Below are 25716 nucleotides of genomic sequence, written 5' to 3' on the forward strand. Positions count from 1 at the left end.
CGGGGCCTCAGGCGAACGCGGTCTCGACGAGCGAGGTGAAGAAGCCGAGCCCGTCGAGGCCGCTGCCGGTCAGCTCCTCGACCGCGTGCTCGGGGTGGGGCATCAGGCCCACGACGTTGCCGCGGGCGTTGGTGACGCCGGCGATGTCGTCGAGGGAGCCGTTGGGGTTGACCTCGAGGTAGCGCGCCACGACCTGGCCCTCGCCCTCGATCCGGGCGAGGGTCTCGGCGTCGGCGACGAAGCCGCCCTCGCCGTTCTTGAGCACGATCCGGATCTCCTGGCCCTGCTCGTAGGCGGAGGTCCAGGCGGTGCGGTTGTTCTCGATGCGCAGCAGCTGGTCGCGGCACACGAACTTGCGGTGGTCGTTGCGGATCAGCGCGCCGGGCAGCAGGTGGGACTCGCAGAGGATCTGGAAGCCGTTGCAGATGCCGAGCACGGGCATGCCGGCGTTGGCGGCCTCGACGACCTTGCCCATCGCCGGGGCGAACCGGGAGATGGCGCCGCAGCGCAGGTAGTCGCCGTACGAGAATCCGCCCGGCAGGATGACCGCGTCGACGCCCTTGAGGTCGGCGTCACCGTGCCAGAGGGCGACGGCCTCGTTGCCACCGATCCGGACCGCGCGCTGCGCGTCGACGTCGTCGAGGGAGCCCGGGAAGGTGACGACGCCGATCCTCACTGCTCGACGCTCACGGTGTAGTTCTCGATGACCGGGTTCGAGAGCAGCGTCTCCGCCATCTTCTCGACCTCGGCGAGCACGGCGTCGGTGACGTCGCCCTCGAGCTCGATCTCGAACCGCTTGCCCTGGCGGACGTCGGTGACGCCGGTGAAGCCCAGCCGGGGCAGTGCGCCCTGGACGGCCTTCCCCTGGGGGTCGAGGATCTCGGGCTTCGGCATGACAGCTACGACGACTCGGGCCACGGCCCGCAGTCTAGTGCGGCGGCGCGCTGGGACCGATTCGCGGTCGCCGTCACGGACACCGCCGCCCGGGCGCCGGTTCAGCCGCGGCGCCAGACGCTCGGCGCGACGCCGTGCTTGCGCTTGAACGCGCGGCTGAACGCCTCCTCGGACTCGTAGCCGACCCGGCGCGCGATCGCGGCGACACCGAGGTCGGAGGTGGCCAGCAGGTCCTGGGCGACGTGCATCCGCCACGTCGTCAGGTAGCGGATCGGCGGCATCCCGAGGACGATCCGGAAGCGGTCGTCGAGCAGCGACGGGGAGACCCTGCTGGCGGTGGCGAGCTCGCCGACCGTCCAGTGCTCCTCCGGCGCGCGGTGGATGGCGGCCATCGCCGGAGCGACCACCGGGTCGCGCAGCGCGCGCACGAAGCCCCGGTCGGCGGCCGGCGCGCTCGCGAGGTGCAGCCGGAGGACCTCGAGCAGCAGCAGCCGGACCAGCTCACGCGGCGTCTCCGCGTGGCCCGGGTCGACCAGCCCCGTGCGCTGCAGGGCGAAGTCGACGCTCGCCCGCACCCAGTGCGCCGCCGCCCCCTCCGGCCGGACGACGAGCACCGGCGGCAGGGCCCGGAGCGCGGGGTCGAACAGCGGGTCCTCGCAGGTGATGTAGCCGCACACGATGTGGGTCAGGTCGCCCCCTTCGCCGTGCTCGATGAACGGCATCCGGGTCCACGGCGGCTGCGGGACCAGGCCGCCCGCCTCGACCACGACGGCGTCCTGGGTGCCGCCCATCCGGTGGCGGTCGCCGTACGGGAGCACGATGACGTCGCCGGCCTCGGCCCAGTGCCGCTCCCCGCCGACGTCGATCCAGCAGCGACCGGCGGCGACCAGGTGGAAGGGCACGATCCGGCGTGCCTGCGGTGCGAGCAGGGCACCGAGGTCGGTGTTCGGCACCGACCGGAACGCCCACGCCTCGGTGTAGTGGGCGCGCAGGAAGATCGCGCCGCCGACCTGCAGTCCGTCCAGGGCCGCCCCGAGCGCGTCGGTGGGGTCCTGGTCAGGTACCTCGGGGGCACGGTCATGGTCCGCGGGCGACCGAGCCACGAACCTGAGTGTGGCAGACAACCACCGAACGAAGGAACGAGAAATGGCTCTCTTCATGGACGTGCACGAGACCCTCCCGGACGGCGCCACCGCAGCCGACGTCGCGGGGGCCCACGCCGAGGACCTGCGGCTGCAGGGCCAGTACGGCGTCGAGTACAAGAGCTACTGGGTCGACGAGACGGCCGGCAAGGTCTTCTGCCTCGTCGAGGCCCCCGACGCGGAGACCGCGGCACGCGTGCACCGCGAGGCGCACGGACTGGTCGCCGACCACATCTTCGAGGTCGTCGAGGGCAGCTGACGGCACGCCGGCCGGCCGCGCCGCACGAGCCGGGGACTGGACGCGCCGGGCAGACTGGGGGCATGAGCAACCCCACTCCCGGCGCGTTCGCGCGCTCCCTGCTGGCGCTCGAGTTCCCGCAGTCGCTGGCCGTGTACGACGACTACGCGACCGCCCAGCGCACGGTCGACTTCCTCTCCGACGAGGGATTCCCCGTGCAGAACTGCATGATCGTCGGCACCGACCTCAAGCAGGTCGAGCGGATCACGGGCCGGCTCACCAGCGGCCGGGTGGCCGCCGGCGGCGCGATGAGCGGGCTGTGGTTCGGGCTGTTCGTCGGCGTGCTGTTCAGCTTCTTCGGCACCGGCGACACGCTGCCGATCATCGTGTCGACCACGCTGATGGGCATCGCGTTCGGCGTCGTCTTCGCCCTGGCCGGCTTCGCGATGACCCGCGGCCAGCGGGACTTCTCGTCGGTCAGCTCGGTGGTGGCGACCAAGTACGAGGTGCTCGTCGAGCACAAGGTCGCCGCGCAGGCCCGGGAGCTCCTCGCGAAGCTCCCGGGCGCGCTGCCGAACCCGTTCGCCTAGTGTCCCTGGCCCGGGCGCCTAGCTGTACCCGGCCAGGACGTTGGTAGCGGCGAGCCTGGCTGAACGAACGAGAACCTCCGGGTGGGATGTGGCTTGTCTAAGGCCCACTCCAACCCGGAGGTTCTCGTGTCCCACGGTAGTGCCCGACTGACCGTCCACGGTCGCCGATTGATCGTCCAACGCCACCAGGCCGGCTGGAAGCAAGCCCACATCGCCACGGCGATGGGCGTGTCTCGCAAGTGCGTGAAGACCTGGATCGACCGCTACGCCGCCGAGGGCGAAGTCGGCCTGACCACCCGCTCGTCACGCCCCCACACGATGCCCACCAAGTCCAGCGACGAGATCGAGCAGAAGGTCCTCGCCGCCCGGACCGAGCTCCGCGACGGCCCCGATGTCCTCGGCCCCAAGCTCGGCGTGCCTCCGCGTACCGTGTCCCGGATCCTGCGCCGCCATCGCGTGCCCTACCTTCGCGAGTTGGACCCGATCACCGGCGAGGTCATCCGGTCCTCGAAACAGACCGCCGTTCGTTACGAACGCGACCGCCCAGGCGAGCTGGTCCACATGGACGTGAAGAAGATCGGCCGGATCCCCGACGGCGGCGGCTGGCGCGTCCACGGCCGGGCGATCCCTCGCGACCGCGTCAACGGGCCCGGCTACGACTACGTCCACTCGCTCGTCGATGACCACTCCCGGCTGGCCTACTCAGAGGTGCTGCGCGACGAGAAGGGCACCACATGTGCCGCGTTCCTCGAGCGTGCGATCGCCAACTTCGCCGATCACGGGATCACTCGGATCGAGCGGTTGATGACCGACAACGCCTGGGCCTACCGCTACTCGCTGCGCACGGTGTGCGCCGAGCACGGCATCGTCCAGAAGTTCATCCGTCCCCACTGCCCGTGGCAGAACGGGAAGGTCGAGAGGCTGAACCGCACCCTGGCCACCGAGTGGGCCTACCGCCAGGTCTTCACCAGCAACGACGAGCGAGCGGCCGCTCTTGCACCCTGGCTCGAGCACTACAACACTGAACGCCGCCACAGCGCACTCGGAGGCAAACCGCCGATCAGCCGACTGCTACCAACCTGATGGCCGGGTACACCTAGCTCAGCTCGCGCTTGAGGATCTTGCCGGTGGCGGTCATCGGCAGGCTGTCGACGACCTCGACGATGCGCGGGTACTTGTACGCCGCCATCTGCTCCTTGCCCCAGGCGACGATCTCCTCGGGGGTGGCGCTGGCGCCCGACTTGAGGATGACGAACGCCTTGATCTCCTCGCCGTGGCTCTCGTGCGGCACGCCGATCACGGCGGCCAGGGAGACGGCCGGGTGGGTGAGGAGGACCTCCTCGATCTCGCGCGGGTACACGTTGAAGCCGCCGCGGATGATCATGTCCTTGGAACGGTCGACGATGTAGTACCAGCCGTCGGAGTCCTTGCGGCCGAGGTCGCCGGAGCGGAACCAGCCGTCCTCGCTGATCGACGCGGCGGTGGCCTCGGGCCGCTTGTAGTAGCCCTTCATGATGTTGTGGCCCTTGATGGCGATCTCGCCGATGCCGTCGGGGTCCTTGACCTCGTCCCAGGTGTCGCCCTCGAGGAGCTTCATCTCGACGCCGGGGATCGGCGTACCGATGGAGCCGACGCGCACCGGCGAGCCGAGCCGCGAGAAGCTCGCGACGGGCGAGGTCTCGGAGAGGCCGTAGCCCTCGAGGATCACGACGCCGAAGCGCTCCTCGAACTGGTGGTGCACCTCGACCGGAAGCGCCGCGCCGCCGGCCACCGCCACCCGGAGGTTCTCGGCGAGGGCCTTGACGTCGACGGACTCGTCGAGCGCGTTGAGCAGGCCCCAGTACATCGTCGGGACGCCGGCGAAGAAGGAGACCTTCTCCTTGAGCATGAGGCCGATCGCGGCCGCCGCCTCGAAGCGGGGCAGCATGACGACGGTGCCGCCGAAGGCGAAGGCGCCGTTCTGGATGACGGTCTGGCCGAAGGAGTGGAACAGCGGCAGCACGCACAAGAAGGTGTCGGGGTTGGCCGGGTCGGCGCCGAACAGGTCCTTGCCGGCGAGCGCGTTGTCGCGCATGTTGCGGTGCCGCAGCTCGGCGCCCTTGGGCTGGCCGGTGGTGCCGGAGGTGTAGAGGATGACGGCGGTGTCGTCGTCGGACACGTCGACCGAGTCGAAGGTCGGCGCCTGGCCGGCGAGGCCCTGGCCGAGGGTCTCGGTGCCCTCGATCGGCGACGGGGCGGTCGGGTCGGCGGTGATGACGAAGAAGTGCTCGCAGCCGTCGGCGGCCTGGAAGCCGTCGTACGCCTCCTGGCCGATCGGCAGGTCCGGGGTGCCCTGGAAGGCGAAGTAGGCCTTCGCGTCGGAGTCGGCCAGGTGGTAGGCGACCTCACGGCCCTTGAGCAGCACGTTGAGCGGCACGACGGTCGCGCCGGCCTTGAGGATGCCGTAGTAGACGATCGTGAAGTAGGGCAGATTCGGGCAGCTCAGCGCCACCTTGTCGCCCGGCTCGATGCCGCGCGAGACGAGGAGGTTGGCGACCTGGTTGGCCGCGCCGTTGACCTGGGGGTACGACAGCCGGGTGTCCCCGAAGACGATGGCCGTGCGGTCGGGGTAGGACTGGGCGCTGTTCTCGAGGAACTCGGCGAGGTTCGTCATGCGGCACAACCTACTTGCCGGTCGTGACCGTGGTCACTGGTCGCGGGACCAATGCGTCCGGAACGGGCTTGTGCCCGGGACCAACCTGCCGGGAGCGCTCAGAACGTCTCGCCGGTGAGGCGCTCGTAGGCCTCGATGTAGCGGCTGCGCGTGCGCTCGACGACCTCGGCGGGCAGTGCCGGCGGGGCCTCGCCGGACGCCTTGTCCCAGCCGCTCTCCGGGGAGAGGGCCCAGTTGCGCACGATCTGCTTGTCGTACGACGGCTGCGCGCGACCGGGCTGCCAGTCGTCGGCCGGCCAGTACCGCGAGGAGTCGGGGGTGAGCACCTCGTCGCCGAGGATGATCCGGCCGTCGCCGCCGGGCACGACCCCGAACTCGAACTTGGTGTCGGCGAGGATGATGCCCTGCTCGCGGGCGATCTCCTCGGCCCGGCCGTAGACCTGGAGGGTCAGGTCGCGCAGCGCCTCGGCCGCGTCGGCGCCGATGGTGGCGACCACGGCGTCGTACGAGACGTTCTCGTCGTGGTCGCCGAGCTCGGCCTTCGTGGCCGGGGTGAAGATCGGCTCGGGCAGGCGGCTGCCGTCCTCGAGGCCGGCGGGCAGCGCGATGCCGCAGACCTCCCCGGTGGCGCGGTAGTCGAGCAGGCCGGAGCCGGTGAGGTAGCCGCGGGCGACGCACTCGACGGGGAACATGTCGAGCCGCTCGCAGATCACCGCGCGACCGCGGACGGCGTCGGGGACGTCGGTCGAGATCACGTGGTTGGGGACCAGCGGGGCGAGCTGGTCGAACCACCACGACGACATCCGGGTGAGGATCTCGCCCTTGTCGGGGATCGTCGTCTCCAGCACGAAGTCGAAGATGGACAGCCGGTCGCTGGCGACCATCAGCAGCTTGCCGGCGTGCGGGCCCTCGGTGAGCTCGTAGAGGTCACGCACCTTGCCGGAGTGCAGGTGGCGGGTGCCGGGGAGCTCCGGGGCGGGCGGGATGTTCGCGAGCGTCACGGGCGACAGACTACGGCGCCGGGACGCCGTCGATCTCGGCGCCCGCCGTTCCACCACCCGGGCACCCGATCCCGTCGAACCGGCCGTCGAGCAGCTCCTGGTCCCGGGCGGTCGGTACGCCGGCGACGACGATGTCGGCGTACTGCCAGATCGCGTCGGACCACCCGCCCTCGTCGGCGATGTCCTGCAGGGCCGGCCAGTGGTGGGCGGTGCCGAGCGCCTGCTGCGCCTCGGCGACGAGGGCCGTCTGGTTGCCCATGCGTGCACCCTCGTACCGGTCGATCCACTCGCAGGTGACCGCTCGGGTGACGTCGGCGACGACCTCGTAGCGGGTGAGCCCGGTGCTGAGGACGTCGGCCCGGCTCAGCGTCGAGGGCAGCGGGATGCCGGTGAGCGCCTCGTCGATCGCGGCAGCCCGCTCGTCGTCGAGGATCGCCTCGTCCGGCAGGTGCTGCTGGAGCTGGTCGTGAGCGACCAGCTCGAGCTGCGCGAGGACCGCGCGGAAGGCGGTCTCGTCCATGCCGGAGCCACGGACCTCGAGCGAGAACCTGCCCTCGACCGGGCGGATGACGGTGTGGTCGCGCTTGCTGTAGGCCCACAGCAGCGACGGCTTGCCGAGCACGTCGACCTCGGTGGGTGTGCCCAGGTCGTTGCGGTCGGCGACGTAGGTCTCGTGGAGGTCGGCGGGCCGCCACATGATCTCGAGGGTGCGGTCGTCCTTCGCGAACTCGTAGTCGAGCTCTCCGCCACGCTTCGGGTCGTCGGTGACGTAGGTGACCGTCCAGCCGGGGGCAGACAGGACGGCGAGCTCGCCGGACACGGCGGGACCCTTGGCGGCGGGGACCGGGGCGACCTGCTGGTCGCGCTGCAGCCCGAGCCAGGCGGCGCCGGAGACGACGGCGAGCACGGCGGCGGCCGCCGCGAGGACGGGCAGGACGCGGCGGTGGCGGCGGACGGGGGTGGGCTCGGTGGTCTCGACGGGGGCGAGGGTCATGATCTCCTCCAGCAGCTCGGCGCGACCCTCGTGGATGGCCAGGCCGGCGACGCCGGCGTCGGTGATCGGGCGGTTCATCGGTGACCTTCCCTCCGGGTCGTCGTGACGGGTTCTGCAGGGAGATGTCCGGGGGCGGATGGATCGTTGCCGGGATCGGGGCCAAGCAGGTCCCGCAGCCGGGAGCGGGCGCGCGACAGGCGCGGTCGGACGACGGCCGCCGGGACGCCGAGCACGTCGGCGATCTCCCGCGGCTCGAGGCCCTCCCACAGGTGCAGCTGGAGGACCTCCTCGTCGCGCGCACTGAGCCGCTTCATCGCGGCGGTGACGTCGGCGCGGTGGACGACCTCGTCGGCGAGGTCGTCGACGGCATGGGCGAGCTGGCGGCGCAACCGGTCGCCGAGCGCGGCCCGGCGGCCCTCGCCGCGGCGGTGGTTGGCGAGGGTGCGGCGGGCGACGCCGTACAACCACGGTCGCGCAGCCTCGCCCGCTGGCACGTGGGCGAGCCGGCGCCAGGCGACCACGAAGGTGTCGGCGGCGACGTCGGCCGCGTCCTCGGGCCGGTCGGTGCGGCGCAGCGCGAAGCCGAGCACGGCGTCGAAGTGCGCGGCGTAGAGCCGGCGGAAGTCGTCCTCTCCCATGCCCCTCTCCTGTCCGGCAGGAGGACGATCGTTGCACCACGCCTTGTTGTCCAACTAGAGTCACTTACTAGACTTAATGCCGAGGGAGGCGCACATGACCAGGGAACCCCGCCCCGACTTCCTGCTCGTGGGCGCGCCCAAGGCCGGCACCAGCGCGCTGCACCTCGCGCTCGCGGCCCACCCGGACGTCTTCGTGACGACGCCGAAGGAGCCGAAGTTCTGGCTGTGCGAGGGCGCCCCACCGCCGCACTGGGGCGGCCCCGGCGACCGGCACTCGCAGCAGGAGTGGATCTGGCGCGCCGACGCGTACGCCGACCTGTTCCGCCCCGCTCCGCCGGACTCCGTGCGGGGCGAGTCGACGCCGTTCTACCTGTGGCACCGCGGCGCCCAGCGCCGGATCGCGGACGCGCTGCCGGAGGTGCGCCTGATCGCCGTCGTGCGCGACCCGATCGACCGCGCCTACTCCAACTGGATGCATCTGTGGTCCGACGGGCTCGAGCCCGAGGCCGACTTCGAGACCGCGTTCGGCCGTGAGGCGGAGCGGATCGCCGCCGGGTACGCGCCGTTCTGGCGCTACCGCGAGCTGGGCCTGTACGGCGAGCAGCTGCGCGACCTGGTCAAGCTGGTGGATCCCGCGCGGATCCTGGTGGTCCGCTACCGCGACATCGTCGACCACCCGGCCGAGACGGTCGACCGGGCCTGCCGCTTCCTCGGCATCCGCGAGGGTCGGGTCGAGCAGATCCCCCGCGACAACTCGCGCCCGTACGTCGCCCCCGGCTGGCGCCCGCGGGTGCTCGGCCCGCTGGTCCGCGGCGGCGCCTGGGCCGGGCAGTTCGTGCCGCCCGAGGTGTGGCGCCGCGCCAGCGTCCCGGTCGTGGCACAGCTGCAGACCCGCGACGCCCACCGGCCCTCGCTGAGCGCCGAGCAGCGCGCCCGGCTGCTGCCGGCGTTCGCCGACGACATCCGGCTGCTCGGCGAGATCACCGGCGAGGACTTCTCCGACTGGCTCTCCACCCGCGACCGGGGATCCTTCGCCCAGCGAGCACAGGGCGTGCCGAGCCCTCGCTGAGGCGCCTCAGCGCACCAGCGTCACCAGGTCGTGCGCCCCGTCCGGGCGGGCGGCCTCGACGTAGAACCGGGTGCGCCCGTCCGGCAGCGGCACGGCGGACGCGTAGCGCCACGCGCCGTCGCCGTGCGGCGAGGCGATGGGCGGGCGATCGGCGGCGACCAGGCGGGTGCCGTCCCAGGTGGCGACGCCGGTGGTCTCGAACCAGTTGGCGGCGGCGTCGCGACGGCCGTCGTACAGCACCGTCAGGGGCAGGCCCGGGACGGGCGGGAGGACGGTCGTGACCCGGGCGCCGCGGGCGTCCCACTCCCCCGGCCGTCCGGCGAGCACCTCGCCGTGGTCGGTCCAGGTCAGGCCGTCGGGGCTGCGCAGCAGGCGGGTGGTCATCCGGTCCTCGTGGCCGGCCTCGGTGAGCGGGTGGCAGCACAGCCACATCTGCCAGCCGTCGGGACCGTGGGTGAGGACCGGGTCCTTGACGGCGACGGTGTCATCACCGGGGAGCACGACCCGGCGCTGCCCACCGGGCAGCTCGGCGGGCGTCGCGGCGGTGAGGCTGTCGACCCACCAGTGCTTGGAGCCGGGGGTCGCGCAGGACAGGTAGAGCCGCCAGCCGACGCCCGGGACCGGCACCAGCACGGGGCGCTCGAAGGACTCGCAGCCGAAGGCGTCGCGGTGCACCTCGGCGACGGTGGCGAAGGACTCGCCGTCGTCGGAGCGGGCGACCACCACCGTGACGCCGCGGCCCTCGTCGAGCGGGCGGCGCACCCGGTAGGTCAGCCAGAAGGTGCCGTCGACGAGAACGGCGCTCGCGGCGCCCGCCCAGTTGCCGGCGCCGGCGGCCGGGGCGGGTACGACGACCCGCGGGTCGTCGTACGTCGGGACAGCGAGGGCACCCAGGGTCATGGGCGCCATAATACTTCACAAAGTCAATCGACTTTGACGGCTGCGAACTCGGGGGTCCTGCTCGGCGCCGGGGCAGCAGGTGGCAGAGTGTCGCCATGACGGAGTCCGCGCAGCCGCTCATCGACAGCTCGTCCTTCGCCCCCGGTCAGGTGGTGTGGGAGGACGAGGTCTGGATCCTCGCCCGCCACGACGCCGGCACCCGGCTCGGCCTGACCCTGCACCACCGGGAGCCCGAGGCCTTCGGCCAGCTCTCCGACGAGCACGCCTCGCAGCTCGGCCGGATCGGCAACCGCCTGATCCGCATCATCGAGCACCTGCCCGAGGCCGGGAAGGTCGGCCTGGCACGCACGTCGGGCGACCACGTCCAGCTCGCCTTCGAGGCCGAGGGCGTGCCCGAGAGCCGCCTGCACGACATCGCGGTGAAGCTCGCCAACTGGGGCGGCGACGCCCGGGCCTGAGCCCGCACGCCCGGGCCGTCCCTCGCACCTCCGGCCGCCGGTGTGGTGATGCGTAGGCTCGACGCATGTCCGTCGTGAAGATCAACGCCATCCAGGTCCCGCCGAACGCCGGTCCCGAGCTGGAGAAGAGGTTCGCCGCCCGCGCCGGCGCCGTCGAGGGCTCCCCCGGCTTCCTCGGCTTCCAGCTGCTCCGCCCGACCGCCGGCGAGGACCGCTACTTCGTCGTCACGCACTGGGCCGACGAGGAGTCGTTCGCCGCCTGGCGCGACGGCGATGCCCGCGCCGCGCACGCGACGCCGGAGGGCGAGCCTCAGCGCAAGCCGGTCTCGACCGGCGCGAGCCTGCTGGAGTTCGAGGTCGTCCTGGACGTCAAGCCCGCCTGAGTGCGGGTGGCCGCCGAGCGCACGACCAGCGCGAACGCCAGCACGATCGGGCCGCTGGCGCCGACCATCGTGCCGGCGAGGAAGCCGTCGACGGTGCCGTAGACCGGCGTCGCCAACACCGCGGTGAGCGCCGCCGACGGCGTCGCGAGCGCGGCACCCCACGACAGGCTCCGCCAGCGGGCCTCGGCGACACCGCGTCCCGCGGCACGCGAGCGCAGGGCGCCGGTCAGGCAGACCAGCACCAGGCCGGTCGCCGGGACCAGGTGCCCGACCCACAGGCTGGTTGCCGGCACCTCGTCCGGCAGCGGCGCGAACCGGGCGGCCAACCACCCCGAGCCGGCGACGGAGACGACCAGCGCGGCGGGGTACTGCCACCGGACGCCGGCCGCGACCGGTGACGTACGCCGGGCCGGCTGGCTCAGCAGGAACGCGAGGGCCCCGGCACCGGGTGCCACGACGGCCAGCGTGGACGCGCCGACGTCGAGGCCGACCATCAGCTCGATCCCGTGGTCGAGCCGGCCGAGGCCGATCCAGAGCACCCGCAGCAGGGGCGCCGTGAGCATGAAGGCGATGTTCATCCCGATCCACGCGCGGTGGCTGACCACGTCGCGGCGACGGATCGCGACCAGGGCGAGCCCGGCGCTGGCGAGCGTCGAGCTCGCCAGGACCCACAGCTGCAGGTCGAAGGCAGAGCCACCGAAGTAGTCGATCTGCGGCGCCGCAACGAGGAAGGCGTACGCCGCCGCCATGCTCACGCCCGTCAGCAGCAGGTACGTGCGGCCCGTCCAGCGGTGCACGCCCGGGACGCGCCGCAGCCGGGCGGAGTACTGCAGCACCGCCAGGGCCAGGGCCAGCGCGCCGGCCGAGGTGTGCACGAGCATCACGACGCGGTGCGCGCGGTAGTCGTCGGCCCGCAGCGCCACCACCGACCCGTGCCCGTAGGCGAAGTCGTGGCCGACCACGGCGCTCTGCACCGCGTCCTGGAGGCGTGGTGCGCCCGGGACGAAGAAGTGCCAGACGTAGGTGAACGCCAGCGGGAAGTAGCCGACGGCGAGGAGGACGACCACGACCACGCCGAGGCGACGCGCGCTCATCGCCGAGCCACCAGGCGCGCCGCGCGCCGCAGGTCGGCCGCCACGGCCGGCCGGGCGCCGGCGGTGAGCAGGCCACCGAGCCCGAGGCCGTGGACGGCGAAGTCGGCCCTCACCGTGCAGGTCCCGGCCTCGCCCGGGGTGAGGCGGAGCTCGAGCCGGGCCCGGAACGGGCCGAACTCACCCTCCTCGGCCCAGCGGTACGGCGGCTCGTCGATCGTCGTGCGCATCCGCGGGCGCACGCCCGGGACGACGGTGACATCGGTCCACGCGGCACCGTCGCGTCGTACGTCCGCGACCGAGCGCAGGGACGACTGCCACTGCGGCCGGTTGCGCGGGTCGGCGAGATAGGCGAACGCCCGGTCCGCGGGGACCGGGAACGCCACCTCCAGCGCCGTCAGAGGATCGCGCCCGGCTGGTAGTCGGCGGCGCCGGGGTGCGCGGCGACGACGGCCGCGACCCGGCGGCAGACCTCCTGGGTCTGCGCGACCGCGGCACCGGTGAAGGTGATCGGCTCGGCGACCAGCGACTGCAGCTGCTCCTCGGTGAGCCCGAGGCGCTCGTCGGCGGCTAGCTTGGCGAACACGTCGTTCTCGGCCTGGCCCTGGCGCATGGCGAGGGCGGTGCCGACGGCGGCCTGCTTGATCGCCTCGTGCGCGCTCTCGCGACCCACGCCGTTGCGCACGGCGGCCATCAGCACCTTGGTGGTGGCGAGGTAGGGCAGGTAGCGGTCGAGCTCGCGCTGGATGACGGCCGGGAAGGCGCCGAACTCGTCGAGCACGGTGAGGAAGGTCTGGAACAGGCCGTCGACGGCGAAGAAGGCGTCGGGCAGCGCCACCCGTCGTACGACCGAGCAGGAGACGTCGCCCTCGTTCCACTGGTCGCCGGCGAGCTCGCCGACCATGGAGAGGTAGCCACGGGTGACGACCGCGAGGCCGTTGACCCGCTCGCAGGAGCGGGTGTTCATCTTGTGGGGCATCGCGGAGGAGCCGACCTGGCCCTCCTTGAAGCCCTCGGTCACGATCTCGTTGCCGGCCATCAGCCGGATCGTCGTGGCGAGGTTGGACGGCGCCGCGGTCAGCTGGACCAGCGCGGAGAGCACGTCGAAGTCCAGCGAGCGCGGGTAGACCTGCCCGACGCTGGTGAGGACCCGGTCGAAGCCGAGGTGGCTCGCGACCCGCTTCTCCAGCTCGGCGAGCTTGTCGGCGTCGCCGCCGAGCAGGTCGAGCATGTCCTGCGCGGTGCCCATCGGGCCCTTGATGCCGCGCAGGGGGTAGCGGCCGAGCAGGTCCTCGATGCGCTCGACGGCGATCATCAGCTCGTCGGCGACGGTCGCGAACCGCTTGCCGAGGGTGGTGGCCTGCGCGGCGACGTTGTGGCTGCGGCCGGCCATGACGGTCGTCTCGTGCTCGGCGGCGAGCCGGCCGAGGCGTGCGAGGGTGGCCACCGCGCGGTCGACGAGCAGCTCGAGGGACTGCTTGACCTGCAGCTGCTCGACGTTCTCGGTCAGGTCGCGGCTGGTCATGCCCTTGTGGATGTGCTCGTGGCCGGCGAGGGCCGCGAACTCCTCGATCCGCGCCTTCACGTCGTGGCGGGTGACCCGCTCACGGGCCGCGATGCTGGCCAGGTCGACGGCCTCCGCGCCCTGGTCGGCGACCTTCTCGTAGGCCTCGACGACACCGTCGGGCACGTCGATCCCGAGGTCCTTCTGCGCCTTGAGGACGGCGATCCACAGCTGCCGCTCGAGAACGATCTTGTGCTCGGGCGACCAGATGGCGGTGAGGTCGGCGGCGGCGTAGCGGGTGGCCAAGACATTGGGCACGACGTTCGGGACGGTCACGGTGAGCAATCTTCCCACGTGCGGGGCAGGGTCCCGAACTCAGCGAGCAGGGCGGACCAGGACCAGCTCGCCGTCCTCGTTGCTGCCGCGGACGCCGGTGAACCCGGACTTGGCGGCGACCCGCAGGCTCGCGGCGTTGTCCGGCGCGATCGAGGCCCGCACCCGCACGCCCGCCGCGTCGGCCCGCGCGAGCAGCGCGCCGAGCGCCTCGGTGGCCAGGCCGTAGCCGCGCGCCTCGGCGACCAGGCCGTAGCCGACCTCCACCTCGGGCACCTCGTCGTCGGCCGGCTGCGGCGGCCCGAAGAACCCGATCGAGCCGATCACCAGGCGCTGCTTCAGCGACACGATCGACCGCGGCCCCCACGGGTCGCCGTCGTGCCACAGGGTCGCCGCGCCGCGGTCGTCCTCGCGCGGGAACTCCGGGTGCCAGCCCGGGAGCCGCTCTCCGGAGCGGATCGCGCGGACGGTGACCTCGTCCCACAGCACCAGCTGCAGGCGGTCGGTCCGGACGCCGGCGGGCTGCTGGTCAGCCATCGAGCGCCACCGCCCGGCCGTCGTACGCCGCCAGCTGCCGGGCGACGTCGGCGAGGTCCGCACGCCAGACGTCCTCGGGCCCCGGCGGCAGGATGTCGTCCCAGTCGACCGCGAAGGAGCCGCGGATCGACGGCAGCCCGGCGGTGCGTGCCATGAACCAGGTGTGCAGGTGCTCCGCGCCGTCGCCGATGCGCTGCACGTGGCACCGCGCGACGTGGGGCAGGCCCTCGACGATCCGTGCGATCCGCACCGCGAGCACGCCGTGCTCGGCGGCCATCGCGTCGTCGAGGTCGGGCAGGTCGAGGTGGTCGACCGGCTCGAGGATGAGCACGAGCGGCAGTCCGCTGCGCTCGGACAGGTGACGCAGGCGCCACCGGTCGTGGGCCCAGATCACGCCCTGCGGCCGGTCGGCGCAGGCCGCGCAGTCCACACCGCCCTGCCCCTGGCGGGCTTCCTCCGGCGCGGGCGCGGCGAGCGGCTTGGCGGCGAGCTGCCCGTCGACGACCTCCCACGGGAAGACGTCCCACGCGGCGACGGACGGCAGCGGCACCCTGCCGCGCTCGTCGGCGGCGGCCATCACCCGGGCATGGACCTGTTCGGCGGACTCAGCCATGGCGCCACTGTGCCAGCACGCGACGCGGTGCGTCCGGGTGCCCCACAGGCTGCGTCATTCCCCCGGTCGATCCCCCAGCATCCGCTGCCACCACACCACGTCGATCCACCGGTCGTGCTTGCGCCCGACCTCCCGCAGCACTCCCTGCCGCTCGAAGCCGCAGGCGCGGTGCAGGCCCTCGCTGGCGTCGTTGGGCAGCGCGATGCACGCCAGGGCGGTCCGTACGCCGCCCGCGCGCATCCGGGCCAGCAGGTCGTCGTACAGCAGTCGTCCGAGGCCGCGGCCGGTGGCGGCGTGGTCGACGTAGACCGTGACCTCGCGGGTGCGGTCGTAGGCACCACGGTCGCGGTACGGGCCGGAGTAGGCGAACCCGGCGACCGCCCCGTCGACGTCCGCGACGAGGAAGTGGTCGCCCGGGTGGGCGGACGCGAGCTTCGCCTCCCACCTCGCGCGCGGGGGCGGCTCGGTGTCGAAGGTGGCGTAGCCGGTGCGGACCTCGTGGGCGTAGATCGCGGCGACCGCGTCGAGGTCGGCGTCGGTCGCGGGCCGGACGGTCGTCACGAGTCCAGGGCCCGGGTCCACCGGTGGCTGCCCACTACGCGCCACCCTCGTGTGGGTCCAGGCTGAGCGAGGCGCCCTCGACGACGCCGAGGGGCTCGGCGGCGATGTCGGAGCGGCGCTGCATGCCCGGGAAGGAGATCAGGTCGGCGGCGGCGTAGGCGCGCGAGCGGGCGTCGGCGACGTCGTACCCGACCGCGCGCACGGCGAGCACCCGACCGCCCGCGGTGACCAGCCTCTCGCCCTCGCCGCCCTCGACCAGGGCGGTGCCGGCGTGGATCACGTCGACGTCGGCGACCCCGTTGGCGCGGCCGACGCCGATGATGACATCGCCCTTCGAGGAGGACTCCGGGTAGCCGGCCGAGGCGAGCACGACGGTGACCGCGGCGCCGTCACGGAAGCGCGGGGCCTCGACCTCGGCGAGCCGACCGGTCGCCGCAGCGTGCAGCAGCTCGCCGAGCGGGGAGTCGAGCAGCGCCAGCACCGGCTGGACGTCGGGGTCGCCGAAGCGGCAGTTGAACTCGATGACCCGGGGGCCGGCCGCGGTGAGCGCGAGGCCGACGTAGAGGCAGCCGACGAAGGGCGCGCCACGGCGGGCCATCTCGTCGAGGGTGGGCTGGACGACGGTGTCGACGACCGTGGTGACGAGGTCGGCGGGTGCCCAGGTCAGCGGCGAGTACGAGCCCATGCCACCGGTGTTGGGGCCGCGGCCGCCGTCGAAGATCCGCTTGAAGTCCTGGGCCGGCTGCAGCGGCCGGGTGGTCGTGCCGTCGCACACCGCGAACAGCGACACCTCCGGGCCGTCGAGGAACTCCTCGACCACGACCCGGCCGCAGCCGGCCGCGTGGGCCAGCGCCTCGTCGCGGTCGAGGGTCACCACGACCCCCTTGCCGGCGGCCAGGGCGTCGTCCTTGACGACGTACGGCGCCCCGAACTCGTCGAGTGCGGCCGCGACCTCCTCGGGCGTGGTGCAGGTGCGCGACCCGGCGGTCGGTACGCCGGCGGCGGCCATGACCTCCTTGGAGAACGCCTTGGATCCCTCGAGCTGCGCGGCGGCCCGCGAGGGCCCGAAGACGGCGATCCCCGCCTCGCGCACGGCGTCCGCCACACCGGCCACGAGCGGCGCCTCGGGGCCGACGACGACGAGGTCGGCACCGAGCGAGGAGGCGAGGACCGCGACCGCCGCGCCGTCCATCGGGTCGACGTCGTGCAGGGTCGCGAACGCGCCGATGCCCGGGTTGCCCGGAGCCGCGTGCACCTCGCTCACCGCGGGGTCGCGGGACAGGGCCAGGGCCAGGGCGTGCTCGCGGCCGCCGGTACCGATGACGAGGGTCTTCACGGGGGTCGATCCTAGAAGGCGCCGCGCGCCTCCCCCGAGGGCGGCTGCCTCAGGCGCCGAGTCCGCTCCGGCCGAGGAACGCCAGGGACGCGTCGGCGACCTCACGCCAGTGGCTGTCGATCACCAGCGAGTGGCCGACGCCGGGGATCTCGACGATCTCGGTGGGGTGGTGCTGGTTCCTGCGCTGCTTCTTGTACGCCGCGTTGGCCAGGGCGAAGGGGACGATGTGGTCCTTCTCGCCGGTGATGACCAGCAGCGGGCCGCGGTCGGCGTTCGTCTTGGCCGCCTTGGTCTTCGCCCAGGGGTTGAGGTTCGCGGTGGCGGCCTGGAAGAGCGGACGGCCCGGCGCCGGTGTGTGGAAGGTGCGGTAGAGCTCGCGCGCCTCCTGCTCGGAGACCGCGTTCGCGAATCCGTAGCGGAACTCCTCGAAGCTCAGCGTCACGGTGCGGCCGCGGTTGAGCGGGTTGCCGAGCACCGGGAAGGAGGCCTTGAGCGCCGAGAACGGCAGCGGGAGCACGCCCTGGCTGGGTGCCGGGTCGATGGCGACGGTGCCGGCAGCGAGCCCGCGCCCGGCGATGATCTGGGCGAGCAGTCCGCCGAAGGAGTGGCCGATGACGACCGGCTTGCGGTCCAGGCCCTCGATCACCTCCTCGACGTGGTCGGCGACGTCGGGCACCGAGGTGCCGGCCAGGGTGTCGGGGTGGGCGTGCGCGGCGTCGTACGTCGGCTCGTCGCCCGGCCAGTCGACGGCAACTGCGGCATAGCCGCGCTCCTCGACGTAGGCCTTCCACCCGTCCCAGCTGTCCTGCAGCAGCCACAGGCCGTGGACGAAGACGATCGGCTGGCGGCCGGAGGCGTTGGCGGCCGCGACCTCGGCGGCCTCGCGGGCGGTGACGGTGCTGGTGCTCATGGCTTCTCCTCGTATGATGGAGAGAACGTTCGTTCTCTTTGCTGGCTCAACCATGGAGGTGCACGGTGCATTCCGTCAAGGCCGGGATTCGTAGGATCGGCCCCGTGAAGGTGTCCGAGCCCCGGGAGCGGCTGCTGCGCACCGCGACCCGGCTCTTCTACGAGGAGGGCATCAACGGGGTCGGGGTGGACCGCGTCGTCGCCGAGGCTGGTGTCACCCGCGCCACCATGTACCGGCACTTCCCCGGCAAGGAGGCGCTCGTCGTCGCCTACCTCGAGCACGAGGACGCGATCATCCGCAGCCTGTTCGCGGCCGCGGCCGAGCAGGCCGCCGCCACCGGCGCGAGCGCCTCCGACCTGCTCGCCCTCGTCATCGACGGGGTCGCCGACGACGCCACCCGGCTGCACACCCGCGGCTGCCCGTTCATCAACGCCAGCGCGGAGTTCCCGGATGCGACCGGCCCCGTGCGGACCGTCGTACGACGCCACCGCGACTGGTTCCGCGCGACCCTGACCGAGGTCGCGACCGCTGCCGGGGCACCGGACCCGGCCGCGACCGCCGCGTCGCTGGTGCTGCTGCGCGACGCGATGCTGGTCGGCGGCTACCTCGACGGCGCGGACGTGGCGAGCGACTTCCGGGCCACGGCGAGGAAGGTCGCCGGGCTGGCCTGAGGCACACTGGCCCGCGTCGCACCCACTCGATCTCGGGAGAAGCAGATGCGCGTGCCCACCGTCGGCGAGCAGCTCGGCCGATACCGCCTCGACCGCGTGCTCGGCCGTGGCGGCATGGGCGTGGTGTTCGCGGCGACCGACCCGCGGCTGCAGCGCACCGTCGCGATCAAGGTGATCACGGGCACCCTCGCCTCCTCCGACGAGTTCCGGCAGCGGTTCCAGGCCGAGGCAGCTGCCCTGGCCCGGCTCGACTCGCCGCACGTCATCGCGATCCACGACCACGACGAGGTCGACGCGACGCCGTACATCGTCACCCAGCACGTCGACGGGCGCGACCTGTGGAGCTGGCTGCGCGAGCACGGGCCGATGCCGGCGCGCCGGGCGCTCCAGCTCTGCGCGCAGCTCGCCCGTGGGCTCGCCGACGCCCACCGCGTCGGGGTCGTGCACCGCGACGTGAAGCCCTCCAACGTGCTGATCCGCGATCCCGGCACCCCCGACCAGCACGCCTACCTCTGCGACTTCGGCATCGCCCGCGCCGACGGGATCGCGGGGCCGGCACCCACCGCCGCGGGCTCGGTCGCCGGCACCTGGACCTATCTCTCCCCCGAGCGCGCCGAGGGCCTGCCCGCGACGCCGTCCAGCGACGTCTACGCCCTCGGCTGCGTGCTGTGGGCCTGCCTGACCGGGCACGAGCCCTACCAGGGCACCGACGTGCAGGTCGCGCTCGCGCACCAGCAGGCGCCGATCCCCCGCCTGCCCGGGGACTCCGCGTTCACCGCCGACCTCAACGCCGTCATCGCCCGGGCCCTGGCGAAGGACCCGGCGCACCGCTACCCGGACGCCACCTCGTTCCGCGAGGACCTCGAGCGGCTCGCGGCGATCGCACCGCCCGACACCCAGGAGGCGCCCGCGCCCGCGACGGACGCCGGCACCGCCGTGCGCGCCGCCGCGTCCGCCGTACGACGCCGGTCGCGGTGGCCGCTCGCCGTGGCCGGGACCGTCGCCCTGGCGCTCGTCGCCGGTGTGGCCGCCTGGCTGCTCGTCCGCGACGACGACACCCCCGCCGCGGCCGAGGGCGCCGACGACCCGGCCCCGGCGATCGCCGGCGACCTCACCGGCGACGGGTACGGCGACGTCCTGGTCCACCAGACCCGCTTCGACGCACTCAGCCCGCTGTCCACCTGGACCGTGCCCTCCACCGGGCTGCAGCTCGGCTCGCCGCGGCGCGCGGGGGCCGAGGTCGGGCGGCCACTCCTCGGCGACGTGGACGGGGACGGGCGCAGCGACGTGCTCTGGCTCGACGAGGACGACGACCGGATGTCGGTCGTGGTCGTCCCCGGCAAGGGCGAGAGGTGGACCGCCGAGCTCGACCTCGATCCGGCGTTCGACATCCAGGACTACCACGCCACCACCGCGGACCTCGACGACGACGGCAGGGACGACCTGGTCCTCTACGGCGACCCGTCGGACGAGCCGGAGAGCCTGCACGTCGCGCTGGCGGAGGACCACGGGTTCGCGGCACCCCTCCAGTGGTACTCCTCCGACCTGTCCGACACCCTGCCCACGGGCGGGGACTTCGACGGGGACGGGAAGGACGAGCTGGTCGTGTGGGGCACGACCGCGCAGGACGTCGACACGGTCCGCCTGCTGCGGCCCGCGGACGGGAGGCTCACCCTCGTCGCCGAGCGGGCGCTGAACGGAGCCGGCGTCGTCCCGCTCGACGACGGCTGGCTCGTCGGCGACCTGGACGGCGACGGCACGGACGAGCTCACCGCCACGAACGCGGCGGGCCGGGCGATCTTCGTCTACCGGGTCATCGGCGACTCCTTCGCGCCCCGTGAGCGGTGGTTCACCAAGCGGGTGCCGCTCGACCAGGCGCGCAAGAACCTGTACGACAGCGGCATCGCCGGCGAGACCCTCAGCGACGTCGACGGGGACGGCGACGCCGACCTGGTCCGGCTGCGCCACACCGCCAACGACGGCTCGAAGGACGACGAGCTGGTCCTGGAGGTGCAGCTCTCCGACGGCTCGGCCTTCGGCGACCCGCAGACCTGGGGCTCGCTCGCCTGCGCGCCGGAGTGCGACGACGGGTTCGACCTCGTCGACTGATCCCCGCCGTCGCTGCGCCGGTCAGGATCGCGGGATCTCCGGCTGCGCCGGCAGGTCCAGGACGAAGGCCGGCCGACCGGAGCCGTCGTCGACGTAGCTGGCCTCGCCGCCGTGGAGACGCGCGATCTCCCGCACGAGGTACAGCCCCAGCCCGGATCCCGCGGTGGGGCCGGCGTGGGCGAACCTGTCGAACACACGGTCGACCAGGCGCGGCTGGAGACCGGGGCCCGCGTCGCTGACCGCGATCCGGATGCCCCGCGCTGTCCGCTCGCCCGACATCGCGACCGGCGGGCGGCCGTGCCGGATGGCGTTCTCGAGCAGGTTGTCGAGCGCCTGGCCCAGCCGTGAGGGGTCGGCCACCAGGTCGACGTCGTGGTCCACCCGCACCTGGATCCGGGCAGCAGCACCGTGCGCGGCTCGTACGCGGTCGACCGAGGTGACCAGGGCGGCGCGCAGCGACACCGGCTCCGGAGACAGCGCCAAGGCCTCGGCCTGCACGTCCGAGGCCGTGCCGAGGTCGGTGATCAGGCGCTGGAGCCGGAGCGCGCTCGAGGACATCGCCTCGAGCACCTTGCGACGCTCGTGCGGCTCGAGGTCGTCGCCGCCGTCGCGCAGCATCGCGACCGCGCCGTCGATGACGGCCGCCGGCGTCCGCAGCTCGTGGGCGGTGACGGTGAGGAGGTGGGCCTGCTGCTCGAGCGCCCGGCGCCGCTCCTCCTCGTGGGCGCGTTGGTCGGTCTGGTCGCGGGTGACCTTGGCGAACCCACGGTGCCGGCCGGCGTCGTCGTAGACCGCCGTGATCACGACGCGAGCCCAGAAGGTGCTCCCGTCCCGACGAATCCGCCAGCCCTCCTCGGCGTACACCCCGTCGCGCAGCGCCATCGCGAGGTTGTGCTCGGGGTGGCGGGACGCGCGCTCGCTCTCGGGGTAGAACACCCGGAAGTGCTGCCCGATGATCTCGTCGGCGTCGTAGCCCTTGATGTGGGCCGCACCGGCGTTCCAGCTCGCAACCCGGCCGTGGACGTCGAGCATGAAGATCGCGTAGTCCTTGACCGCGCCGACGAGCAGGCGGAAGTCCTCCTCGCTGCGCCGCAGCGCGAGCTCCGTGGTGACGTCCTGGACCTGCGCGAACACGTAGAGCGGCGCGCCGCCGGAGTCCCGGACGGGTGTCAGCGTGAGCCGTGCGGTGCGGACGCGCTCGGTGCCGATGGGGTGCTCGAAGGAGACGACGGGCTCGCCGCCCTCCGTGATCCGGGCCAGCGCGTCATCCAGCTGCTCGCCGTGCTGACGGGTGAGGACGCCGTAGTCGAGGCCGACCAGGTCGCCCGCCGGGCGACCGACCAGCTGGACGAGTGCCCGGTTGGCCCTGACGATGCTGCCGTTCAAGGTCAGCGTCGCCATCCCGATGGTGGCCTGGTCGAAGACCTCGCGGTAGCGCTCGAGGTGCTCGTCGAGCACGCGCTGGGCCCGGGGCTCCGGGTCGTCGGGTCGCGCGAGACGCAGCGCGCGGCTGCGCGAGGGCCCCTGCCGCGGGCGTGGATCGCCGACGTGGCTCCACAGCCGCTCGACGAGCGTGTCGAGGGGCGCGCCCTTCTCGACGAAGTCGGTCGCGCCCAGCTCGCGGGCACGGTCCGCCAGCCCGGCCGACTGGAAGCCGGTGTACATGACGACCTTGCTCTCGGGAGACACCGCCAGCACCAGCGGCAGGCACTCGAGGCCGTCGAGAACCGGCATCGAGGTGTCGAGCAGCACCAGGTCCGGTTGGTGCTCGTGCGCGAGCATCAGCGCCGCGCCCCCGTCACCGCCCTCGCCCACGACGTCGAAGAGCCCCGACGCCCGCAGCCGCGCGCCCACGACGGCGCGCAGCTCCGGTGAGTCGTCGATGATCAGCACCGTCGCCTGTTGCGCCACCCCACACCCTCACGTCCACCAGGTCCCCACGTCCAAAGTGTGGTGCCCCGGGACGGGGATCGCATACCTGCCTCGTCAGAGAACTAGCGCAGGGCGTGCCGGACGACCGCCTGCTCGCGCTCGGGACCCACGCCGACGACCGAGATCCTGGCGCCGGAGCGCTCCTCCACGAACTCGACGTACGCCTGCGCCGCCTTCGGCAGCTCCTCGAACGAGCGGCAGCCGGAGATGTCCTCGGTCCAGCCGGGGAGGTTCTCGTAGATCGGCACGGCGTGGTGGAAGTCGGTCTGGTTGACCGGCATCTCGTCGTGGCGGACCCCGTCGACGTCGTACGCGACGCAGACCGGGAGCTCGGCCAGACCCGTGAGCGTGTCGAGCTTGGTGAGCACGAAGTCGGTCACGCCGTTGACGCGCGCGGCGTAGCGGGTGATCACGGTGTCCATCCAGCCGCAGCGGCGCGGGCGGCCGGTGGTGGTGCCGTACTCCCAGCCCGCCTTGCGCAGGAACTCGCCGTTCTCGTCGTGCAGCTCGGTCGGGAAGGGACCCTCGCCGACGCGGGTGGTGTAGGCCTTCGCGATGGCGATGACCTGGTCGATGCGCGTCGGCGGGATGCCGGTGCCGGTGCAGGCGCCGGCCGAGATCGCGCTGCTGGAGGTGACGAACGGGTAGGTGCCGTGGTCGACGTCGAGCAGGGTGGCCTGGCCGGCCTCCATCAGCACGACCTCGTCGCGGTCCAGTGCCTGGCTGAGGAGCAGCCCCGTGTCGCAGACGTACGGCGCCAGTCGCTCCGCGTGCGCCAGCAGGCCCTCGACGGTCTGCTCGACCGAGGGGGCGCGGCGGTTGTAGATCTTGGTGAGGATCTGGCCCTTGAGCTCGAGGGCCCCCTCGACCTTCTGGGTGAGGATCTTCTCGTCGAACAGGTCCTGGACCCGGATGCCGATCCGGTTCATCTTGTCGGCGTACGTCGGGCCGATGCCGCGGCCCGTCGTACCGATCCGACGGGAGCCGAGGAAGCGCTCGGTGACCTTGTCGATGGTCCGGTTGTAGTCGGCGATGACGTGCGCGTTGGCGCTGAGCTTGAGCTTGCTGGTGTCGACGCCGCGGCCCTCGAGGCCGTCGATCTCCTGGAACAGCACGTCGATGTCGACGACGACGCCGTTGCCGATGACCGGCGTGCAGCCGGGGGTGAGGATGCCGCTGGGCAGCAGGTGGAGGGCGTACTTCTCGTCGCCGATGACGACCGTGTGGCCGGCGTTGTTGCCGCCGTTGAACTTGACGACGTAGTCGACCTGGCTGCCGAGGTGGTCGGTCGCCTTGCCCTTGCCCTCGTCGCCCCACTGGGCGCCGACGATCACGATTGCAGGCATCTTGGTTGCTCCTTCGCACGGACGGAGTCCCTCCGCCCGCGAGGACGGCTGCTCAACGCACCACTTGCTCTCTTGCTGGTGTCGGACAAGCAAGAAGCCCCGGCAAGGACCGGGGCTCTTGCGGCGTCACGTTACCAAAACGCGACCGATGTCCGGCTTTCGGCGGGTCCGGTCTAGTCAGGTCGCGCCACGCCGGGGCGACGATCGGACCCGATCTCCCGGCCGGTGGCCCGGGCCTGCGCGATCACCGGGTGGGACGACCTGCGCCCGCCTACCGTCGATGGTCCGCCCGTTCCCCACCCCGTCTCGGATGCCCCATGAACGTCGTCCACTGGATGCAGCCCCGCAACCACCGCGCCGCCGCCCGCTCGGTCTCGACCCTGTGCGCCGTCGGCGCCGGGGTGGCGTTGTCGACCGCCCCCGTCCAGCACCAGGACGTCGGCCGGACCGGGGTCGCGGTCGCGGGCGGGCTGGTGGCGCTGGTGATCGCGTTCAGCGTGCTGGCCCGCCGGTTCGACGAGCGGCACCGGCTCGGCTGGGCGCTCGGCCCGCTGCTCGCCGTCGGTGCCCTGGCCGCGATCGACCTGCTGACCCGCGACAGCGGGATCTCGGCACAGGTCTTCTTCCTCTTCCCGGCGCTCTACGGCGCCTCGCAGCTGCGCCCGCGCGGCGCGGCCCTGATGACGGTGGCCTCGGTGGCCGGTGAGCTGGTCGTCGTGCTCGTCCAGCTCCCGGCGCGGGCGGCGGTGGTCGACGCGTTCTACGTGACCGCCGCGCTCGTCACCTCGTCGGTGCTGCTGGCCGTGGCCAGCGAGCGGCACGCCCGGACCGTCGCCCAGCTCGAGCGGATGGCGGCGGTCGACCCCCTCACCGGTCTCGCGACCCGGCGGGTCCTCGACGAGGCCGCCACGTCCGCGCTCTCCGGGGCGCACAGCGACGCCGGCACCGCCCTCGTCCTCATCGACGTCGACCACTTCAAGGTGATCAACGACCAGCACGGGCACCCCACCGGCGACGAGGTGCTGGTGCAGCTCGCCGGGTTGCTGCTCGAGCACAGCAGGCCCTCGGACGTCGTGTGCCGGCTCGGGGGCGACGAGATCGCCGTCCTGCTCCCGGGGTGCAGCCTGGCGGTCGCGCTCGCGCGCGCCGAGGAGGTCCTGGCCGACGTACGGGGCCGGGCGTTCGTCGTCGGCGACGACACCCGCCTGGACGTCTCGATCAGCCTGGGCTGCGCCCACATGCCCACCCACGGCGAGGACCTCAGGTCGCTGTACTCGGCCGCCGACGCGGCGCTCTACGCAGCCAAGCAGTCCGGCCGCGGACGGGTCGGGACGACGGCCGCCCTCGCCGACGCCGGATGACCTATGCTCAACTAGAACGTGTTCTAGATCTAGGAGCAGCCATGGGCGCCAGCCGCGAGACCATCCTCGAGACCATCCACAAGTACGTCGACCTCGTCGCGACCGGCACCTCGGCCGACGTCGTCGCGCTGTACGCCGAGGGCGCCACCGTCGAGGACCCGGTCGGCTCCGACGTGCTCACCACCCGCGAGCAGATCGCCGCGTTCTACGCCACCCTGGACAGCCTCGAGCAGGAGGGCCGGCTGCTGTTCGCCCGCGTCGCCGGCAACGAGGCGGCCTTCTCGTTCGAGCTCGCCACCAGGGCCGGCGACCAGACCTTCACCCTCGCCCCGATCGACGTGATGACCTTCGACGACGACGGCAGGATCACCAGCATGCGCGCGTTCTGGTCCGGCGAGGACATGCTCGTCAGCTGACTGTTCCGGCCTCGCCGACCCGGCAGGAACTGGCTC

Annotated in this window: 28 protein-coding genes; 10 read left to right on the forward strand and 18 right to left on the reverse strand. The window is 72.8% G+C overall.

Annotation, left to right across the window (positions count from 1 at the left end):
• Window positions 1-7: 7 nt before the first annotated feature.
• The 3 genes from purQ to BJ958_RS16105 all read right to left on the reverse strand — a co-directional run bounded on the left by purQ (window position 8) and on the right by BJ958_RS16105 (window position 1997).
• Window positions 8-676 (reverse strand): phosphoribosylformylglycinamidine synthase subunit PurQ, encoded by a 669-nt coding sequence (gene purQ / locus BJ958_RS16095; RefSeq protein WP_179727945.1) that lies wholly within the window; start codon window positions 674-676, stop codon window positions 8-10.
• Entirely contained in the window at window positions 673-918 is a 246-nt protein-coding gene (gene purS / locus BJ958_RS16100) for a phosphoribosylformylglycinamidine synthase subunit PurS (RefSeq protein WP_179727946.1), read from the reverse strand. Before purS ends, purQ begins: the two co-directional genes overlap by 4 nt.
• Window positions 919-995: 77 nt before the next feature.
• Window positions 996-1997, reverse strand: coding sequence for an AraC family transcriptional regulator (locus tag BJ958_RS16105; RefSeq protein WP_343052704.1), 1002 nt, complete (start codon window positions 1995-1997; stop codon window positions 996-998).
• 43 nt (window positions 1998-2040) lie between these two features.
• On the opposite strand from BJ958_RS16105, the gene BJ958_RS16110 reads away from it, so the two are divergent.
• From BJ958_RS16110 to BJ958_RS16120, 3 genes are all read left to right on the forward strand, one after another.
• Entirely contained in the window at window positions 2041-2295 is a 255-nt protein-coding gene (locus BJ958_RS16110) for a DUF4242 domain-containing protein (RefSeq protein ID WP_179727948.1), read from the forward strand.
• A gap of 62 nt (window positions 2296-2357) precedes the next feature.
• Complete coding sequence (locus BJ958_RS16115; protein WP_179727949.1) at window positions 2358-2864, forward strand: YflT domain-containing protein; 507 nt, start codon at window positions 2358-2360, stop codon at window positions 2862-2864.
• Between the two features lie 126 nt (window positions 2865-2990).
• The gene (locus BJ958_RS16120) at window positions 2991-3947 is read left to right on the forward strand and encodes an IS481 family transposase (protein ID WP_179727401.1); all 957 of its coding nucleotides are present in this window, start codon (window positions 2991-2993) and stop codon (window positions 3945-3947) included.
• Between the two features lie 13 nt (window positions 3948-3960).
• Here the strand turns inward: BJ958_RS16120 and BJ958_RS16125 are convergent, their stop codons facing one another.
• The 4 genes from BJ958_RS16125 to BJ958_RS16140 form a co-directional block, all read right to left on the reverse strand.
• Window positions 3961-5517, reverse strand: coding sequence for a long-chain-fatty-acid--CoA ligase (locus BJ958_RS16125; RefSeq protein WP_179727950.1), 1557 nt, complete (start codon window positions 5515-5517; stop codon window positions 3961-3963).
• Between the two features lie 98 nt (window positions 5518-5615).
• Window positions 5616-6518, reverse strand: coding sequence for a phosphoribosylaminoimidazolesuccinocarboxamide synthase (locus BJ958_RS16130; RefSeq protein ID WP_179727951.1), 903 nt, complete (start codon window positions 6516-6518; stop codon window positions 5616-5618).
• A 10-nt stretch (window positions 6519-6528) separates the two neighbouring features.
• Window positions 6529-7590, reverse strand: coding sequence for a hypothetical protein (locus BJ958_RS16135; protein WP_179727952.1), 1062 nt, complete (start codon window positions 7588-7590; stop codon window positions 6529-6531).
• A complete protein-coding gene (locus tag BJ958_RS16140; RefSeq protein WP_179727953.1) occupies window positions 7587-8150 on the reverse strand; it encodes an RNA polymerase sigma factor in 564 nt (187 codons plus the stop codon). The genes BJ958_RS16135 and BJ958_RS16140 overlap by 4 nt, the downstream gene beginning before the upstream one ends.
• 94 nt (window positions 8151-8244) lie before the next feature.
• Between BJ958_RS16140 and BJ958_RS16145 the strand changes: the two genes are divergently transcribed.
• The gene (locus BJ958_RS16145) at window positions 8245-9219 is read left to right on the forward strand and encodes a sulfotransferase family protein (RefSeq protein ID WP_179727954.1); all 975 of its coding nucleotides are present in this window, start codon (window positions 8245-8247) and stop codon (window positions 9217-9219) included.
• Between the two features lie 6 nt (window positions 9220-9225).
• Here the strand turns inward: BJ958_RS16145 and BJ958_RS16150 are convergent, their stop codons facing one another.
• Window positions 9226-10119 (reverse strand): hypothetical protein, encoded by an 894-nt coding sequence (locus BJ958_RS16150; RefSeq protein WP_179727955.1) that lies wholly within the window; start codon window positions 10117-10119, stop codon window positions 9226-9228.
• A gap of 95 nt (window positions 10120-10214) precedes the next feature.
• Here BJ958_RS16150 and BJ958_RS16155 point away from each other — a divergent pair, with 95 nt between their 5' ends.
• Complete coding sequence (locus BJ958_RS16155; RefSeq protein ID WP_179727956.1) at window positions 10215-10577, forward strand: hypothetical protein; 363 nt, start codon at window positions 10215-10217, stop codon at window positions 10575-10577.
• A 65-nt stretch (window positions 10578-10642) separates the two neighbouring features.
• Window positions 10643-10960: an antibiotic biosynthesis monooxygenase family protein gene (locus BJ958_RS16160; RefSeq protein ID WP_179727957.1), complete on the forward strand. Its 318-nt coding sequence runs from the start codon at window positions 10643-10645 to the stop codon at window positions 10958-10960.
• Here the strand turns inward: BJ958_RS16160 and BJ958_RS16165 are convergent.
• From BJ958_RS16165 to BJ958_RS16200, 8 genes are read right to left on the reverse strand one after another with little or no spacing between them, the layout of a single operon-like run.
• The gene (locus tag BJ958_RS16165; protein ID WP_179727958.1) at window positions 10888-12054 is read right to left on the reverse strand and encodes a DUF2306 domain-containing protein; all 1167 of its coding nucleotides are present in this window, start codon (window positions 12052-12054) and stop codon (window positions 10888-10890) included. The genes BJ958_RS16160 and BJ958_RS16165 overlap by 73 nt on opposite strands.
• Entirely contained in the window at window positions 12051-12437 is a 387-nt protein-coding gene (locus BJ958_RS16170; protein WP_179727959.1) for an SRPBCC family protein, read from the reverse strand. Before BJ958_RS16170 ends, BJ958_RS16165 begins: the two co-directional genes overlap by 4 nt.
• A gap of 11 nt (window positions 12438-12448) precedes the next feature.
• Window positions 12449-13891, reverse strand: a complete 1443-nt coding sequence (purB, locus tag BJ958_RS16175) for an adenylosuccinate lyase (RefSeq protein ID WP_179727960.1) — start codon at window positions 13889-13891, stop codon at window positions 12449-12451.
• 39 nt (window positions 13892-13930) lie between these two features.
• Window positions 13931-14425: a GNAT family N-acetyltransferase gene (locus BJ958_RS16180; RefSeq protein ID WP_179727961.1), complete on the reverse strand. Its 495-nt coding sequence runs from the start codon at window positions 14423-14425 to the stop codon at window positions 13931-13933.
• Complete coding sequence (locus BJ958_RS16185) at window positions 14418-15038, reverse strand: hypothetical protein (RefSeq protein ID WP_179727962.1); 621 nt, start codon at window positions 15036-15038, stop codon at window positions 14418-14420. The genes BJ958_RS16180 and BJ958_RS16185 overlap by 8 nt, the downstream gene beginning before the upstream one ends.
• A gap of 54 nt (window positions 15039-15092) precedes the next feature.
• Window positions 15093-15599, reverse strand: coding sequence for a GNAT family N-acetyltransferase (locus BJ958_RS16190; protein WP_179727963.1), 507 nt, complete (start codon window positions 15597-15599; stop codon window positions 15093-15095).
• A 34-nt stretch (window positions 15600-15633) separates the two neighbouring features.
• On the reverse strand, window positions 15634-16935 hold the full coding sequence (gene purD, locus BJ958_RS16195; RefSeq protein ID WP_179727964.1) for a phosphoribosylamine--glycine ligase: 1302 nt from the start codon (window positions 16933-16935) through the stop codon (window positions 15634-15636).
• A gap of 49 nt (window positions 16936-16984) precedes the next feature.
• Complete coding sequence (locus tag BJ958_RS16200) at window positions 16985-17845, reverse strand: alpha/beta hydrolase (RefSeq protein WP_179727965.1); 861 nt, start codon at window positions 17843-17845, stop codon at window positions 16985-16987.
• Between the two features lie 104 nt (window positions 17846-17949).
• On the opposite strand from BJ958_RS16200, the gene BJ958_RS16205 reads away from it, so the two are divergent.
• Both BJ958_RS16205 and BJ958_RS16210 read left to right on the forward strand, forming a co-directional pair.
• A complete protein-coding gene (locus BJ958_RS16205; protein ID WP_218865795.1) occupies window positions 17950-18516 on the forward strand; it encodes a TetR family transcriptional regulator in 567 nt (188 codons plus the stop codon).
• 45 nt (window positions 18517-18561) lie between these two features.
• Window positions 18562-20625, forward strand: coding sequence for a serine/threonine-protein kinase (locus BJ958_RS16210; RefSeq protein WP_179727966.1), 2064 nt, complete (start codon window positions 18562-18564; stop codon window positions 20623-20625).
• Window positions 20626-20646: 21 nt separating this feature from the next.
• Here BJ958_RS16210 and BJ958_RS16215 read toward each other — a convergent pair whose 3' ends face one another.
• Window positions 20647-22536, reverse strand: coding sequence for a PAS domain S-box protein (locus BJ958_RS16215; protein ID WP_179727967.1), 1890 nt, complete (start codon window positions 22534-22536; stop codon window positions 20647-20649).
• 83 nt (window positions 22537-22619) lie between these two features.
• Complete coding sequence (locus BJ958_RS16220; protein ID WP_179727968.1) at window positions 22620-23903, reverse strand: adenylosuccinate synthase; 1284 nt, start codon at window positions 23901-23903, stop codon at window positions 22620-22622.
• Window positions 23904-24220: 317 nt separating this feature from the next.
• Here BJ958_RS16220 and BJ958_RS16225 point away from each other — a divergent pair, with 317 nt between their 5' ends.
• Complete coding sequence (locus BJ958_RS16225; RefSeq protein ID WP_179727969.1) at window positions 24221-25264, forward strand: GGDEF domain-containing protein; 1044 nt, start codon at window positions 24221-24223, stop codon at window positions 25262-25264.
• A 41-nt stretch (window positions 25265-25305) separates the two neighbouring features.
• Window positions 25306-25680, forward strand: coding sequence for a nuclear transport factor 2 family protein (locus BJ958_RS16230; RefSeq protein ID WP_179727970.1), 375 nt, complete (start codon window positions 25306-25308; stop codon window positions 25678-25680).
• The last annotated feature ends 36 nt before the right edge of the window (window positions 25681-25716 follow it).

Origin of the sequence: Nocardioides kongjuensis (assembly GCF_013409625.1) — a bacterium.
GTDB lineage: Bacteria > Actinomycetota > Actinomycetes > Propionibacteriales > Nocardioidaceae > Nocardioides > Nocardioides kongjuensis.

Bases quoted from the DNA above. Each gene is read 5' to 3' on its own strand.
- BJ958_RS16110 (WP_179727948.1), top strand. From the start codon at position 2,041: ATGGCTCTCTTCATGGACGTGCACGAGACCCTCCCGGACGGCGCCACC.
- BJ958_RS16115 (WP_179727949.1), top strand. From the start codon at position 2,358: ATGAGCAACCCCACTCCCGGCGCGTTCGCGCGCTCCCTGCTGGCGCTC.
- BJ958_RS16125 (WP_179727950.1), bottom strand. From the start codon at position 5,517: ATGACGAACCTCGCCGAGTTCCTCGAGAACAGCGCCCAGTCCTACCCC.
- BJ958_RS16135 (WP_179727952.1), bottom strand. From the start codon at position 7,590: ATGAACCGCCCGATCACCGACGCCGGCGTCGCCGGCCTGGCCATCCAC.
- BJ958_RS16140 (WP_179727953.1), bottom strand. From the start codon at position 8,150: ATGGGAGAGGACGACTTCCGCCGGCTCTACGCCGCGCACTTCGACGCC.
- BJ958_RS16145 (WP_179727954.1), top strand. From the start codon at position 8,245: ATGACCAGGGAACCCCGCCCCGACTTCCTGCTCGTGGGCGCGCCCAAG.
- BJ958_RS16150 (WP_179727955.1), bottom strand. From the start codon at position 10,119: ATGACCCTGGGTGCCCTCGCTGTCCCGACGTACGACGACCCGCGGGTC.
- BJ958_RS16155 (WP_179727956.1), top strand. From the start codon at position 10,215: ATGACGGAGTCCGCGCAGCCGCTCATCGACAGCTCGTCCTTCGCCCCC.
- BJ958_RS16160 (WP_179727957.1), top strand. From the start codon at position 10,643: ATGTCCGTCGTGAAGATCAACGCCATCCAGGTCCCGCCGAACGCCGGT.
- BJ958_RS16165 (WP_179727958.1), bottom strand. From the start codon at position 12,054: ATGAGCGCGCGTCGCCTCGGCGTGGTCGTGGTCGTCCTCCTCGCCGTC.
- BJ958_RS16180 (WP_179727961.1), bottom strand. From the start codon at position 14,425: ATGGCTGACCAGCAGCCCGCCGGCGTCCGGACCGACCGCCTGCAGCTG.
- BJ958_RS16185 (WP_179727962.1), bottom strand. From the start codon at position 15,038: ATGGCTGAGTCCGCCGAACAGGTCCATGCCCGGGTGATGGCCGCCGCC.
- BJ958_RS16200 (WP_179727965.1), bottom strand. From the start codon at position 17,845: ATGAGCACCAGCACCGTCACCGCCCGCGAGGCCGCCGAGGTCGCGGCC.
- BJ958_RS16210 (WP_179727966.1), top strand. From the start codon at position 18,562: ATGCGCGTGCCCACCGTCGGCGAGCAGCTCGGCCGATACCGCCTCGAC.
- BJ958_RS16220 (WP_179727968.1), bottom strand. From the start codon at position 23,903: ATGCCTGCAATCGTGATCGTCGGCGCCCAGTGGGGCGACGAGGGCAAG.
- BJ958_RS16225 (WP_179727969.1), top strand. From the start codon at position 24,221: ATGAACGTCGTCCACTGGATGCAGCCCCGCAACCACCGCGCCGCCGCC.
- BJ958_RS16230 (WP_179727970.1), top strand. From the start codon at position 25,306: ATGGGCGCCAGCCGCGAGACCATCCTCGAGACCATCCACAAGTACGTC.